This window comes from Pseudomonas sp. MEJ108 (assembly GCF_030208985.1).
In the GTDB taxonomy this organism is placed as follows: Bacteria; Pseudomonadota; Gammaproteobacteria; order Pseudomonadales; family Pseudomonadaceae; genus Aquipseudomonas; species Aquipseudomonas fragariae.
Genome location: NZ_JARVSW010000085.1, coordinates 24,579 through 37,975 on the forward strand (window position 1 = coordinate 24,579; position 13,397 = coordinate 37,975).

A 13,397-nucleotide genomic window follows, 5' to 3' on the forward strand; every position below is an offset into this window, starting at 1 on the left:
GATCAGGGAAGGCCATTCGACAAGGGGAGATGCCGGGAAGCGAGCTTCCCGGCAGAGGGGCTTAAACGCGGAATTGCTTGGTGAGACGGTTCAGGCTTGAAGCCAGGGTCGACAGTTCGGCAGTGGCGATGGCCGTCTGATTGGAGCCCTCGGATGTCTGGCTGGACAGATCACGAATGCTGACCAGGCTTCTGTCGACTTCTCGAGCGACCTGAGCCTGCTCTTCGGCGGCGGTGGCGATCATCAGGTTGCGTTCATTGATCTGGCTGATGGATTCGGTGATTTCCAGCAGCGCCTTGCCAGCGCCATTGGCCATCTCCAGTGTCTTGTGGGCCTGAACGCTGGTCTGCTCCATTGCGCTGACAGCATTGCCGGTGCCGGTCTGGATCGAGTCGACCATCTGTTCGATTTCACGGGTTGATTGCTGGGTGCGATGCGCCAGCGCCCTGACCTCGTCCGCCACCACCGCAAAACCCCGCCCGGCTTCACCTGCACGAGCCGCTTCGATGGCTGCGTTGAGTGCCAGCAGGTTGGTCTGTTCCGCGATGGCACGGATCACATCCAGCACCTTACTGATATCCGTCGCCATGACGGCCAGGCCTTGTACCTCAGTGGAGGTGATCTGCACCTTGGAGACCATCAGGTTGATCGCCGTGACGGTCTCATCGACCTGCGCGCGCCCAGCCATGGCTGCAGTGCTGGATTGCGAGGTCACCTCAGATGCCGATGCGGCGTTACTGGCCACTTCCTCTACTGCCGCGCTCATCTCGTTGACGGCGGTGGCTGCCATTTCGATCTCGTTGGTCTGGCGCAGAATGGTGCGCGAGGCGTCTTCGGTGACGGCATGCATTTCCTCGGAAGTCGCAGCCAGCTGGGTGGAGGAGTCGCCGATCAGGGTCAGGGCATTGCGCAGGTTGGACTGCATGGTGGCGAGTGCGGCAATCAGTTTCGCCGCCTCGTCAGTGCCATGTTGCGGGATGTCCTGGCTCAGATCATTGGTGGCAATGCGTTGCGCGATACTCAACGAATCGCCAATCGGGCCAGTTAGACTGCGGGTGTACATCCAGGCGAGGAGCAGCGTGGTGATGACGCCTACGGTGATGAAAATGCCCACCATCCACAGCGTCTGCTGATAGGCAGCGTTAGCGGCAGCGCCGGCTTTCTCGGCTTTGGCGTCGTTGACGCCAATGAGTTTCTTCAGCCCGGTTTCAACCTGATCGGCCGCGCTTTTCATTTCGCCATTGGAAGTTGCCACTGCAGCTTCCAGATTGCCGGCGGCTACCGAGGCGAGGTAGCGATCCTGTGCCACCTGATACCCGGCCTGTGCCTGGGACAATTCGTCGAAGGCCTGGCGCCCTTGCGGAGTCACGATCAATTTGCCGAGCGTGTCAAAATAGCCGGCGATCAGCGAGCGCGACTGCTGGATATCGCTGAGCGCCTTGGTCTTTCGATCCTGCGGCTCAATCGGATTGCGCACACGGGCGTTGTTGCCGCGGATACTGACAAACTCCCGATCGATCGATGCGAGCTGTTTCACGCTCGGAAGCACATTGGTCTCGATGAATTTTTCCGCCGCATTGAGCTCGGCTGCCTGACGCAGGGCAAGCAAGCCCAAGGCAATGATCATCAGGCAGAACACGCCGAAACAAAGCGTCGAGCGCGCGGCCAGGTTGAGTTTTCGCAGGATCATGAGTATTTCTCCGAGAGGGTAGACAGCTATCGCCCTCATTCGGATTAACTTGGCTGCAAAAGAGTAACAAGGTGTGTCAGAAGGGTTGCAATTACGGTTCTTATCAGTACCGGCTGGTTCTGTTATGCAGACTCAACGTTTCTCCATACCCAACATGAAGGTATCCACTGCGCGTTCGACCATGGCGCGAATTTCTTCGATGCTCAGCGGCATGGGCGCCTGTTGGTAAAGGCGAATGTCGGTCTCGGCAGTCAACAGCGAGGTCAGCTGCAACGAGGCGATGTGCGGATCGGTTTCACGCAACTGGCCTTTTCGCATCGCCAGAGTCATGAGCGAGGTAACTGTCTGCAGGCACTGGCTGGGGCCGGACTCGTAGAACATCATGCCGATGTCCGAGTGCCCGGACTCGGCCACTACCATGCGATACACGGCCAATGCCTTGTCATCATTGATAAGCACCATCAGCATGCGTTCCCCGAAGCGCGTGAACAGGGCCCGCAAATCGATCGGTTTGTCATCCTGGATCGCCAGCTCTGAAACCGCGTCGGCCAGATGGGCAGTTGCAAGCCTGTTGACCACAGCGATGAACAGTTCTTCCTTGGAGGGAAAGTAACTATAGATCGTTGCCTTGGAGCCACCCATTCGTTTGGTGACTTCATTCATCGAGGCACGCTCGTAGCCCATTTCGAGGAAGACACTTGCTGCGGCATCAATGATGGCTTCGCGGCGAGCTTCAGTACGGACCTTCATTCATATCCTCAATTCTCCAGTGAGCAGATCGTGTACAAAATTCTCTAGACTGGAACTGAACCGTTCGGTACGATTTCAGTCGACTCCGTGGAGCTTACTGGAAAAGCAGGCGTAGATAAATGCCGATGGACTGCACCCGGCCATTCGTTGCCCGAATCCATTCAAAGATGGAGTGAACAGTTCTATGACCATTATCGACTTCAACAAATCCGTCAAACGCGCTTTTCGTGGTAAAACGGTAGCCGCTCCTCATCTTGAAAAAGTGCTGACCGTGATTCTGAAGACCGACGCGCCTGTGCTCATGGGGATATGCAGCGACGGACTGCGTAGCAACAGCAATGTAGTGGGCGGGGAGTTTTACGGCGAAAACTTCAGCGGCTCGGTACTCTCCGGCGGCAGCAATACGCTGGTTGAGTTGTCATCCGAGCTTGCCTTTCTCGAAACCCGTTTCACGCTGGTCACCCAGTTGGGCGAAATGATCAACGTTGAAAGCAGGGGTGCTCTGCTCGTTGACGAAACGGGCCAGCACGAACTTCAGAACGGGCTATGGCCAATCAGCGAAGGCCATTACCAGTGCACTTGCACACCACGCTTTCAGGTCGCTCTGGGCCCTAACGAGTGGCTGGAGAAGAGCGCATTCATCGGCAGGTTCGAATACCTGTATGGCAATGAAGCGCTGATCAGTTTTTACCGAATGAAGTTCTGATTCATCCGTTTGATTGCCCACGGAGCAAGCCCGCGCAGGCCTGCTTCGTGGCAACCTCTTAGAACGTGACGCTGGCGCTCAGGCGTGCGGTGCGTGGTTCACCCACATTGACCTGCAACGGGCTGTCGGTACTGGACGGGTAGTACTGCTTGTCGAACAGGTTATCCACGTTCAATTGAAGGCGGGTTTTATAACCTGCCATTGGCACATCCCAGCGCAGGAACGCATCAGCCACGGTGTAGCTGCTCATGTAGAACGTGTTTGCGTTGTCACCCGCCCTATCGCCGACATAGCGCGCGCCACCACCGGCATGCCATTCGCCCAGACCGGACGGGACTTGCAGGTGATGGGTGAGATACAGGCTGGCGGTATGTTTCGGTGCCTGACTCAAACGGTTGCCCTCGTTTTTGGGGTCATCAAGCACTTCGGTATGTGTGTAGGCATAAGTGCCGATCATGTCCCAGCGCTCGGCAATTCGACCGGTCACGTCCAGCTCCACGCCCTGTGAACCCACTTTGCCAGCCGCTTCGCTGACGCCGGTAGCAACGGTGGTCACAACATTTTTCTTCTCTATGTCAAACACGGCGAGGTTGAAGTCGAGTTCCGGTGCCAGCGCATATTTGGCGCCGACTTCGTAGCTGCGGCCTTCTTCCGGGTCGAAGGTGGTGCCGTCATCGTTAACCGCCTCATTGGGGACGAAAGAGCGGCTGTAGTTGCCGTACAACGACAGGTCCTCATTGACCTTGAATACCAGTCCCGCCATCGGCAGGAATATATCGTCATTTTTGTTCAGATTAGTGTTGCGGCTGGCGCCGAGGCCTTGGGCGATGTGCTGGTCATAATGCTGATAGCGGCCGCCCAGGACCAGAATCCAGCGGTCATCAAGATGCCAGTTGTCCTTGAGGTAGATGGACGATGAGGTCAGTTGATTGCTCAGGTTGCTGGTGGTCGTACTGACAACACTGGGCTCCGCCAGGCTGCCGTAGCTGGGCGAAAAGATATTGAAGCCACCCTGTACGCCATTGCGGTAAGTCTTGCCGCGGTACTTGTCGGAATCCTCCTGCTCGGCACCGATCAGCAGATCATGTTGCTGGCCAAACACCTCCTGCTTGCCGATGAAGTCCCAGCTGGCATAACGCGTTTCATAATCGTAATGGCCGCCATTGGCCTGGCGTCGCAGCACGCCGCTGCTGGACAGCGTGCTCGGCTGGGCAATCGAGAGGCTGTAGCGGTCGTTGTTCCAGCCGTAGGTCAGGCGGGTTTTCCAGTCATCGCTGAGCTGGTACTCGAAGCGTGCGGTAGCGGTTTCGCTGATGCCGACCGTATTTGCCCATTTTTCGTCCAGGCGCTTGTCGTAGCTGATATCGGCCGGATGACCGCCGGTGAACACCGTGCCACGATCGAACGGGCTGACGTAATCGTTGTACTCGTAAGCCAGCGTCAGGCTGGCGCGCTCCCCGGTCCAGGACAGCGACGGCGCGACCAGCGTGTGCTGGTCAACGCCATAGTTACGCCAGTAGTCCTCGCTCTGACGCTCGGCCACCAGGCGGTAGGCCAGCCCCGAGTCACCCAGCGGGCCGGTGGTGTCGATGCCGAAGCTGCCGCCGCCTTCGCTGTACGCCGAGCCACTGAGCGTGGTGCTTTGCACGTATTGCGGCTGTTTGCTGATCACATTGATCACGCCACCCGGCTCCATCGCCCCGTACAGCAGCGAGGCCGGGCCTTTGAGCACTTCAACGCGTTCGGTAGTGGCACCGAAATTTTTCGACACCACCGAGCGCACGCCGTCACGCAGCACCGAGCCATCATCGTTGGTGCCAAAGCCGCGCTTGACCAGCGAGTCCTTGGTATTGCCAAGGGTATTGCCCTGGCTGACACCACTGACAAACTTCATGGCATCGTCCAGCGAGCGCACGTTGTAGTCGGCGATGGTTTGCGGTGTCACCACGTTGACCGACTGCGCTTCTTCCTTGAGCGGTACGTCACTCTTGCTCGCAGTGCTGGCGCTTTTGGCGCTGTAGCCTTCCTGCGCTTCGGTCGCGGTTGCCGACACCTGCGTAGCGGGCAGCGTTGCGGTTTCGGCAGCATGCACTGCGCCGCCGGAGAACATCGCCAGAGAAAGCGCGGACAGCAGAAAAGAGCCGGGACGGCGAGGGCATTGGAAGGAAGTGCTCAAGGGAGATGCTCTGCTAGGACGTTAATAGCAATAATTGTAATTTGATATTAATTCTCATGTAAATAAATGATTGAGGCGCCCGATGGTTTCGGTCGCCTCGGCAGACAGCTCAGGACTGAGCCGTTACGTTGGCATCGATCCGCTTGCCCATGCTGATAATGAGCTCAGGCGTATAGCCCAGGGTTTTATAGAAGGCCTGCACGCTTTCATTGAAGGTATGGATCTGCAGGTTGATCTTCACGCAGCCGAGATCCGCAAGCGACTTTTCTGCGTGCCTGACCAGCCGGGTGCCCAGGCCGTTGCCGCGCTGTTGCGGATCGACGGCGACCGAATACAGCCAGCCGCGATGCCCGTCATAGCCGGCAAGGAGTGTGCCGACCACCTCGTCATCCGCGAGAGCAACGAAGAACAAATGGTCGTCGACAGCCAGTTTCTTGTCGATCGACAGGTCTGGGCGATTGTGCGGCATGTCGTCATTGAAGACGGTCTTCCACAACTGGATGACCGCGAGGCGGTGATGCGGGTCTGAATACTCGACAATACAGTTCATTGCGGGGTCCTTAGGCCATGAATCCGAAGACTACTGCCACGCACCCGGCGCTGTCTAACCGGCGTTCTTTGAGTCCTTGCCCTGTTTTGTCACCTGAGGCAGTGATGCCGGTTTATCGAACAGGGCACGAATGGCCCGGCTGTAAGCGGGCTGTCCGAGCTGCATGCTGTTGTTATGCGTACCGCCAGGCACCAATAACAGTTTCTTCGGCTCCCGCGCGGCTGCAAACAACTGTTCGCTGAAGCGTGCCGGTACATAGCGATCCTCGGTGCCGTGCACGATCAGCACCGGCATATGGATGTCTGCAATCTTGTCCAGCGAGTCGAACTTCTGCGACAGCAGCCAACGCACCGGCAACGATGTGTTGGCAAGCGCGGTGGCCACATCGGCGAGGTTGGTGAACGTGGATTCGATGATCAACCCGCGGGCCTGAATGGGTGCATTGTCCTTTTCAGCGTCTTCGCCCAGCTCGGCAGCCAGATCCACTGCCACCGCACCGCCCAGAGAGTGTCCATAAATCAGCCTGCGCTGCGGGTCGGGTTGCAATTGCTTCAGGCGTTCCCAGGCGATGCGTGCGTCTTCATACACAGACCTTTCCGAAGGCAGTTGGCCCATGCTTTGCCCGAAACCCCGGTAATCGATCGCCAGTATCGAGTAGCCCTGTGCCTTGAGTTGCTGGATACGGAACAGCTGGCCGGTGAGGTTCCATCGTGATCCATGCAGGTACAACACCGCCGGGGCGTTCTTGTCCGCAGCGGGCCACCACCATGCGTGGATATTCTGCGAGGTACCGAATGCCGGTGTACTGAGTTCGATTTCCTGCACATCTGCCGGCAGACCGCTGTACCAGCTGGCGGTACCGGGCTCGATGCGAAACACCAGTTCGCGCTCCTTGTGTTCAAGCACTGCACAGCCGACGGGCAGGCCAAGAATGATGGCTATCATGCAAACCCATCTGAGCGGACGGGCTTTGAAGCGGGCCAGTGGCGAAATCGACATAAAAGGAATAGTCCGGTCAACAAAGTGAAATAAATGCAGAATCTGCATTCGGGATGCAAGACCCGCCGACGAATACCGGGTTACAGGATATTGCGTACTTGCGCCGTAACCACTGACAGGCTGAGCGGGAACGCGATGTTCGAGTAAAACCCATCGCTTCAACACCTTGCGCGAGGTGGCTCAAAGGCGGGGTCAACAGCGCTGCTCATTAGCACGTTTTGCTATTGAGGTAGCCCTTTTCGATAGCTGCGGATTATGCTGTGTCAGCGAGGGCGCTGTGTTTTTGTCACCTTCCGTCGCCCGCTGCACCAATCTGCTTGCTGTATACCCGCGCTTTCTTCAATTTCTTCAAGAGGTTACCGCCTATGTTCACTCACCGTCCCCTGGAAGAAAAAGACGTCCCTCTCATCTGCGAGCTGCCGCAGAATGCCGATGAGCTGTTCTACATGTTCCCCAGGGCAACGTACCCGTTGACTGCCTCACAACTCAGTGAAGCGCTTCAAACGCGTCATGACTCGACCGTCATCGAAATGGACGGTGAGGTGGTAGGCTTTGCCAATTTCTCTCACTGCACCTTTCGCGGCCGCTGTTCGCTGGGCAACGTCATCATCGCACCGAAGGCCCGGTCCAGAGGGGTAGGGCGCTTCATGATCACCACCATGATGGGGATCGCGTTCGACAAGCACGAAGCGAGCGAAATGATCGCGTCGTGCTTCAACCACAACGTGCCAGGCTTGCTGTTTTATCCGCGGATGGGGTTTCGTCCGTTCCACATTGAAGAAAAGCGCGATAAGCGCGGCGAACGTGTTGCGCTGATTCATCTGCGGCTGTCCGGCAAGGACCTGGAACATACACAAGAGTAAGTTTTCAACGTGGGCACGCGCGACCCTTTTCAACAGGGCGTGCGTGCCGTGTCGAGCCGCTTGCGTTCCAGGCGTTGACCGTTCGTCAGTCTTTATTCTCTTGCTTCGCGCGCCTTTTATCCGCTGTGATTCACGCCGGGTGCCATTTTGTTGAAGATCATGACGGTGAATCGTTTTTTCTGTGGATGCCCTCAATAAGAAACAGCGTTAAAAGGGCGCGGGATATTCAGTTATGGAAGTTGCCTGAAGTGCAGGGCACCGTGTATAACGGGTTTAAGCATCACGTAAGTGGCGACAGATAATTGGCGGGCTGGCGCGTGCCGTTTTTAAAAAGTCATCAACAATAAAAATTATCAAAATTTTGTCACTGCCGGGACATGCTTACACACATAAGGAGATAAAGAAATGATCGCGAGTGGACTGTCCGAGTTAGAACTCAGGAGCATCGTGGAACGTGCGTTTCTGCCGTTGCGTTGCACCTGTACGATTGCCAACGAGCAGATGAATGTGCAGATAAGCGACCCGGTATCGGGGCGCACCCAGCGTCAGAAGAGCCTGCCGCTCAGCCGTATCAATACGGTTCGGGACATCTCTGCGCTGGTGGCCGAGCTGCGTGAAGAACCGGTGACGACTCGAGTAGCGAAAGCGTACTACAGCGCTGCCTGATACGGCTGCACCCCGCTGATGCCGCGGCATCACGTTACAGGGCCCTGATCATCGCTGATCGGGGCCTTGTCATTTTTATGGGCGCTGTGGCGGCCTCATTCAGCGCCCGGAACGGGGCACGTCTGGTCTTCATGACCGCGAAACTTCTGGTGGCGCACAACCGCTTTGAGCTCGTCAAATTAACAGCGTCGAAAGCATGCTGTTTTTAGCGCAGACGATAAAAAATAAGTTGAACGCATTGAGCGCGTTAATGTCATCGAACACTATCTTTTTGAAGTGGCCTTCAAGGATTAAAAGATGCAAGGTCATTCAAATCATCAGGTTATACAGCGACACTGAGCGATGGCGGACTCCGGCAGCCCGTTTGACACTCCCGCGTTTCTTTGCAACTATTCAGTTGCCGACTTATTTTGTAACGCATTGTCACTCTTTGCAGGTTGATAAAAGCGCTGTCTAAAAAAGGGCGGTAGCATGACGCATCCCTTCTGGCAGGTCTGAAACTTCAAACTGTACCTGCAGTATTGTAATTTTTTGTGAAGACCACCTTTTCTAACCATGGTGTCTCCTCAGCGCCGTGAATGAGCGCGTGTGTATTCTGCTGCGTATGTTTCGCCTCGAATCGTGCATGGACGCTGGTTCGCCTTATCAGCCAGGCATTCGATCATCCAGAACTTCTGGACTGCACCAACGTATGAAAATGACGATGGAGCATCATTATGTTTGATAACTGTATGGAAACAGCCTGCGGTTGTGTGGTGGGCGGTGCCGGGCTGGCAGGCATGGGTTTTTTGTTCAACGCCCTGAAGAGCGGCGCGATGCCCGGGCTTGCTGCGAAAGGACTGATTGTCATTGATGCAAGTGACCGGCCCGGGGCGGGTGCGCTGGGAGACTACCGGATCACTGCCAACTCGGTAGGCGATGTATTCATCGATTGCCTTCGCGATCCGGCATTGCGCGAGGTGTTCGAGACCCTCGAATACTCGGCAGCCTACTGGCGCATCAAGGCGCAGGCACAGAGCGCGCCGCAACTGTCGGATGTGGGCGTGCTCATGGCCGAGGCAGCCAGGCTGGTGCTGGACCACATCGTGCAACGTTATGGCGTAGAAGTATGGTCCGGCACCCGCCTTGATGAAGTCATTTGCGAGGGCGACGAGTTCTGTCTGCGCGTTGACAGTGTGCATGGCAAAAGACGCGTGCGCTGCCAGGCGCTGGTACTCAACCTGGGCGGGCGACAGGATCCACAACACTTGATTGATGATCTTGCCCGACAAGGCCTGGCGCTGCCGGAGCACTGCACTGTCCAGAGCGCCGACCGCTTGCTACGCATGAACGCGGTGCAGTTGCGCGAAGTGTTTGCCCCGGCGCTGGCCGGTGACGGGCGCATAACCATCGTCGGGGGATCTCACAGCGCGTTCTCGACGCTGGAGAATCTGGCGGATGCACTGGAGTTTGCCGGCCTGCAGGAACTGACACTGGTTCATCGCAGCAGTATCAGGCTGTTTTACGAAAGTGCCGAGCTGGCACAGGCGGCCGGTTACGCATTCGACTCGCAGTGTGATGTCTGCCCGGTTTCAGGTCGGGTCAACCGTTCCGGAGGTTTGCGTTACCGTGCGCTGGAGATCGGACGCGAGGCGCTGCAAAGCGGCCGCGTAGGCAAAACCGGCGTGCGCGTGCAGATGTTGCAGACACTGGGCGGACGCTCCGATGAACATGAGCAGGCCCGACTGGCCCTGGCCGACTCGACTGTAATCGTGCAGTGCTCTGGCTATCAGCCCGTGTTGCCGAGACTGTGGGATGCCGATGGCAACCCCGTCAGTTTGCGCGAGGCCAAGGGTGGTCTCGACTCGGACGCTGGCGGCTGTCCAGTCGATCAGCACGGTCGTCGAATGAGGGGGCTGCATCTTTTCGGCCTGGGCGCCGGGCTGGGCGTCGACCCGCAATTAGGCAGCGAACCCGCCTTCGACGGCCGGATATACGGCGTCTGGCAGTTTCATCATGATGCCAGCCGAGCGGTACTGGAGGCGGTCACGCGCAGACTCGCTCATCAGCCTGTAGCTGCCGAGACGTTCATTTCGGACGGATTCATGCAGGCGGTGTTAGGCCTTCAAGCCGGTTAAGCGGGTGCAGCAGAGAAGCGCAGAATGGCGGCCATAAAAAACGGCGTCCCAGGGACGCCGTATGGCCGGTCTGCCAATAAACGGCAAATCAGCATTGAATAAGGGGGAGTGCGAGAATTATTGTGGGTCCTGGTTGGGAGCCAGTTCTGCCTGGATACGTTTGTAGATTTCTTCACGATGCACTGAAACATTTTTGGGTGCATTGATGCCCAGGCGGACTTGAAGCCCTTGAACGCCAAGAATCGTGACGGTGATCTCGTCACCGATGTTTATGCTTTCGCCTACTTTGCGAGTGAGTATCAACATAATCTTTTCCTTGATGGCCTCTTGAAAACGCCTCTCTCAAGAGGCTGGCGTTTGCCTTTGCGTGGTGATTGTTGCCGAGTGCATCCAAATGCATCCGTCTTATGACGTCGCACAGGTGAATTAAATTCCCTCGGTTCATTTTCTTGTCATCGAGATTTGCATCCCGGATACGACGAGTGCGCCAATTCTGCCCGTTTCGACGTGAAAATGCCCGTATTTACTGGCGTCATATAAAAAGTAACGTGAACCGCTGCACCGTTTCAGGTCGTCATCCTCTCGGTCGACGGCGCTGCTCAAGCCATTTCGATATGAGTACAAGCGTAGGCATGACTGCACCAGATTGCCCGTGCTTTCTGAAAATTCAAATGAAAGTGGTGAGCGAGTGTGTAGGAAGGGACTGCGGATCACCTTCGTGTCCACGCTGATGCGGGGTATTGCGGGGGGACTGGAGTGGGGTGATGCACAGGTGTGAGGCGGGGCCAGGCCTTCGCGGGCTTCAGCTCCCGCGAAGGCTTGGCCGGGGTTTACACCGCCATTGACAACAGCATGATGAAGATCAGGCCGACGACCGAGAGGATGGTCTCCATCACCGTCCAGGTCTTGAAGGTCTCGGCAACGGTCATGTTGAAGTACTGCTTCACCAGCCAGAACCCGGCGTCATTGACGTGCGACAGGATCAACGAGCCGGCGCCGGTTGCCAGCACCAGCAGCTCGCGATTGACCCCTGGAATCAGGCCGACCACCGGCGCTACGATGCCAGCACCGGTAATGGTTGCCACCGTCGCCGAACCTGTTGCGACGCGGATGACCGCCGCAACCAGCCAGGCCAGCATGATCGGGTTGATCTGCGCCTGCACGGCCATGTGCCCGATCACGTCACCTACGCCACTGGCGACCAGCATCTGCTTGAAGCCACCGCCTGCGCCGACAATCAGCACGATTGCCGCCACCGGGGCCAGACTCTGGTCCAGCAGCTTCATGATCTTGCTGCGGTCGAAACCACGCGCGGCACCAAAGGTGTAGAACGCCAGCAACAGCGCGGCAAGCAGGGCGGTGATCGGGTGACCGATCAGGTCCATCCAGATGCGGAACATGTTGTTTTCCGGCAACACCACGTCGGCAAAGGTCTTGAGCAGCATCAGGAAGACCGGCAGCAGGATGGTCACCAGCGTGATGCCGAAGCCTGGCAGGTTTTCAGTGCTCGACTCCTTGGCGATCTGATCCATCAGTTCCTTGGACGGTGTGCCGGGGATGCTTTTGGAAATCCAGTTACCGAAGATCGGGCCAGCGATGATGGCCGTCGGCAGCGCAACGATCAGTCCGTAGAAAATGGTTTTGCCGATGTCAGCCCCGAAGATGCCGATGGCCAGCAACGGACCTGGATGCGGAGGAACCAGACCGTGTACGGCCGACAGGCCTGCCAGCAGCGGAATGCCGATCTTGACGATGGGCACGCCGGTGCGCCGCGCGACGATGAACACCAGCGGGATCAGCAGGACAAAACCGATCTCGAAGAACAGCGGGATGCCCACCAGAAAGGCAGAGAACATCATTGCCCAGTGCACTTTCTGTTTGCCGAAGGTGCGTATCAGCGTTTGCGCAATCTGGTCCGCGCCGCCCGAGTCGGCCATCAGCTTGCCGAGCATGGTGCCCAGGCCGAGGATGATACCAACGAAGCCCAGTACGCCGCCGAAGCCGTCCTGGAAGGATTTCATGACTTTTTCCACCGGCATTCCCGAGGTCAGGCCAAGAAAGCCTGCCGCCAGGGTCAACGCGACGAAAGGGTGCACCTTGAAGGTGGTGATCAGCAGCACCAGGCCGACGATGGTCACCAACGCATCGACGAGCAGGAACGTCTCATGGGTCATACCGAACATGGGTGTCTCTCCGGTTTATTGTTTTAAGGAACTGTTAACAGCGCCGACTTCAATCGTGTGTGCGCAAGACAGCGCTGTCTTTTGCACTCATGCCTGTGTCAGGCGTGAGAGCCTTTCCACCATGCTGCGGCTTGTTTGCCGATGACATCGATAGGCTGGGAGGCGTCCACGATCAATGTCAGCGGTTCGCCATAAGGCGGTTCGAGGGTCGCGAACTGGCTGTCCACCAGGCTGGCGGGCATGAAGTGCCCAGGCCGGTGCGAGCAACGTTCGGCGGCGAGTTCCTTGCTGAGTTCCAGAAATACAAAACCCAGGCCAGGCACCGCATCACGCAGGCGCTGGCGATAGATGAGCTTGAGCGAGGAGCAGGTCAGGACCGGGTGTTCACCCTTGGCGAGGGCGGCAGCCATCTCTTCGCCCAGGCGGGTCAGCCAGCCGGCACGGTCTTCGTCGTTGAGGGGGGTTCCGGCGCTCATCTTTTCGATGTTGGCCGGTGGATGGAACGCATCGCCTTCGATCAGGCGGCCGCCGCTGTTCAGCGCGATCTCGGCACCCACGGCGCTCTTGCCGCAGCCAGACACACCCATCACCACAAGGGCGGAAATAGCAGTATTCGCAGTTGTCACAGTAGGCACCTCATCTGGAGACAGCGCTGTCTTCTTGCGGGTGGACATGAGTCTCAGCCCGGGCTGTTCCA

Annotated in this window: 12 protein-coding genes; 4 read left to right on the plus strand and 8 right to left on the minus strand. The window is 57.5% G+C overall.

Features of this window, described 5'->3' with window-relative positions; translation table 11 throughout:
- Positions 1-61: 61 nt before the first annotated feature.
- Together QRN50_RS25455 and QRN50_RS25460 are read right to left on the minus strand one after the other, a co-directional pair.
- Positions 62-1,729, minus strand: a complete 1,668-nt coding sequence (locus tag QRN50_RS25455; protein ID WP_371834304.1) for a methyl-accepting chemotaxis protein — start codon at positions 1,727-1,729, stop codon at positions 62-64.
- 93 nt (positions 1,730-1,822) lie between these two features.
- Positions 1,823-2,440, minus strand: coding sequence for a TetR/AcrR family transcriptional regulator (locus tag QRN50_RS25460; RefSeq protein ID WP_003403787.1), 618 nt, complete (start codon positions 2,438-2,440; stop codon positions 1,823-1,825).
- Positions 2,441-2,624: 184 nt separating this feature from the next.
- Here QRN50_RS25460 and QRN50_RS25465 point away from each other — a divergent pair, with 184 nt between their 5' ends.
- The gene (locus tag QRN50_RS25465; protein ID WP_003403786.1) at positions 2,625-3,146 is read left to right on the plus strand and encodes a DUF3237 domain-containing protein; all 522 of its coding nucleotides are present in this window, start codon (positions 2,625-2,627) and stop codon (positions 3,144-3,146) included.
- 58 nt (positions 3,147-3,204) lie between these two features.
- Here QRN50_RS25465 and QRN50_RS25470 read toward each other — a convergent pair whose 3' ends face one another.
- The 3 genes from QRN50_RS25470 to QRN50_RS25480 form a co-directional block, all read right to left on the minus strand.
- A complete protein-coding gene (locus QRN50_RS25470) occupies positions 3,205-5,322 on the minus strand; it encodes a TonB-dependent siderophore receptor (protein ID WP_024642325.1) in 2,118 nt (705 codons plus the stop codon).
- Between the two features lie 109 nt (positions 5,323-5,431).
- Positions 5,432-5,872: a GNAT family acetyltransferase gene (locus QRN50_RS25475; RefSeq protein WP_024642324.1), complete on the minus strand. Its 441-nt coding sequence runs from the start codon at positions 5,870-5,872 to the stop codon at positions 5,432-5,434.
- Positions 5,873-5,926: 54 nt separating this feature from the next.
- Entirely contained in the window at positions 5,927-6,871 is a 945-nt protein-coding gene (locus QRN50_RS25480) for an alpha/beta hydrolase (RefSeq protein WP_032654974.1), read from the minus strand.
- Between the two features lie 365 nt (positions 6,872-7,236).
- Between QRN50_RS25480 and QRN50_RS25485 the strand changes: the two genes are divergently transcribed.
- The 3 genes from QRN50_RS25485 to QRN50_RS25495 all read left to right on the plus strand — a co-directional run bounded on the left by QRN50_RS25485 (position 7,237) and on the right by QRN50_RS25495 (position 10,517).
- Positions 7,237-7,734, plus strand: a complete 498-nt coding sequence (locus tag QRN50_RS25485) for a GNAT family N-acetyltransferase (RefSeq protein WP_003403782.1) — start codon at positions 7,237-7,239, stop codon at positions 7,732-7,734.
- Positions 7,735-8,139: 405 nt separating this feature from the next.
- Entirely contained in the window at positions 8,140-8,400 is a 261-nt protein-coding gene (locus QRN50_RS25490) for a DUF1652 domain-containing protein (RefSeq protein WP_003403781.1), read from the plus strand.
- Positions 8,401-9,116: 716 nt separating this feature from the next.
- Entirely contained in the window at positions 9,117-10,517 is a 1,401-nt protein-coding gene (locus tag QRN50_RS25495) for a hypothetical protein (protein WP_024642322.1), read from the plus strand.
- A gap of 117 nt (positions 10,518-10,634) precedes the next feature.
- Here QRN50_RS25495 and csrA read toward each other — a convergent pair whose 3' ends face one another.
- The 3 genes from csrA to QRN50_RS25510 all read right to left on the minus strand — a co-directional run bounded on the left by csrA (position 10,635) and on the right by QRN50_RS25510 (position 13,287).
- Positions 10,635-10,823, minus strand: coding sequence for a carbon storage regulator CsrA (gene csrA / locus QRN50_RS25500; RefSeq protein ID WP_002554157.1), 189 nt, complete (start codon positions 10,821-10,823; stop codon positions 10,635-10,637).
- Positions 10,824-11,347: 524 nt separating this feature from the next.
- Complete coding sequence (locus tag QRN50_RS25505; RefSeq protein ID WP_011268371.1) at positions 11,348-12,700, minus strand: GntP family permease; 1,353 nt, start codon at positions 12,698-12,700, stop codon at positions 11,348-11,350.
- 98 nt (positions 12,701-12,798) lie between these two features.
- Positions 12,799-13,287 (minus strand): gluconokinase, encoded by a 489-nt coding sequence (locus tag QRN50_RS25510; protein ID WP_024638672.1) that lies wholly within the window; start codon positions 13,285-13,287, stop codon positions 12,799-12,801.
- Positions 13,288-13,397 lie beyond the last annotated feature (110 nt).

What these genes read in the sequence shown, in the direction of transcription:
- QRN50_RS25455 (WP_371834304.1), bottom strand. Translation starts at nt 1,729, where the DNA reads ATGAGGGCGATAGCTGTCTACCCTCTCGGAGAAATACTCATGATCCTG.
- QRN50_RS25460 (WP_003403787.1), bottom strand. Translation starts at nt 2,440, where the DNA reads ATGAAGGTCCGTACTGAAGCTCGCCGCGAAGCCATCATTGATGCCGCA.
- QRN50_RS25465 (WP_003403786.1), top strand. Translation starts at nt 2,625, where the DNA reads ATGACCATTATCGACTTCAACAAATCCGTCAAACGCGCTTTTCGTGGT.
- QRN50_RS25475 (WP_024642324.1), bottom strand. Translation starts at nt 5,872, where the DNA reads ATGAACTGTATTGTCGAGTATTCAGACCCGCATCACCGCCTCGCGGTC.
- QRN50_RS25480 (WP_032654974.1), bottom strand. Translation starts at nt 6,871, where the DNA reads ATGTCGATTTCGCCACTGGCCCGCTTCAAAGCCCGTCCGCTCAGATGG.
- QRN50_RS25485 (WP_003403782.1), top strand. Translation starts at nt 7,237, where the DNA reads ATGTTCACTCACCGTCCCCTGGAAGAAAAAGACGTCCCTCTCATCTGC.
- QRN50_RS25490 (WP_003403781.1), top strand. Translation starts at nt 8,140, where the DNA reads ATGATCGCGAGTGGACTGTCCGAGTTAGAACTCAGGAGCATCGTGGAA.
- QRN50_RS25495 (WP_024642322.1), top strand. Translation starts at nt 9,117, where the DNA reads ATGTTTGATAACTGTATGGAAACAGCCTGCGGTTGTGTGGTGGGCGGT.
- csrA (WP_002554157.1), bottom strand. Translation starts at nt 10,823, where the DNA reads ATGTTGATACTCACTCGCAAAGTAGGCGAAAGCATAAACATCGGTGAC.
- QRN50_RS25505 (WP_011268371.1), bottom strand. Translation starts at nt 12,700, where the DNA reads ATGTTCGGTATGACCCATGAGACGTTCCTGCTCGTCGATGCGTTGGTG.
- QRN50_RS25510 (WP_024638672.1), bottom strand. Translation starts at nt 13,287, where the DNA reads ATGGGTGTGTCTGGCTGCGGCAAGAGCGCCGTGGGTGCCGAGATCGCG.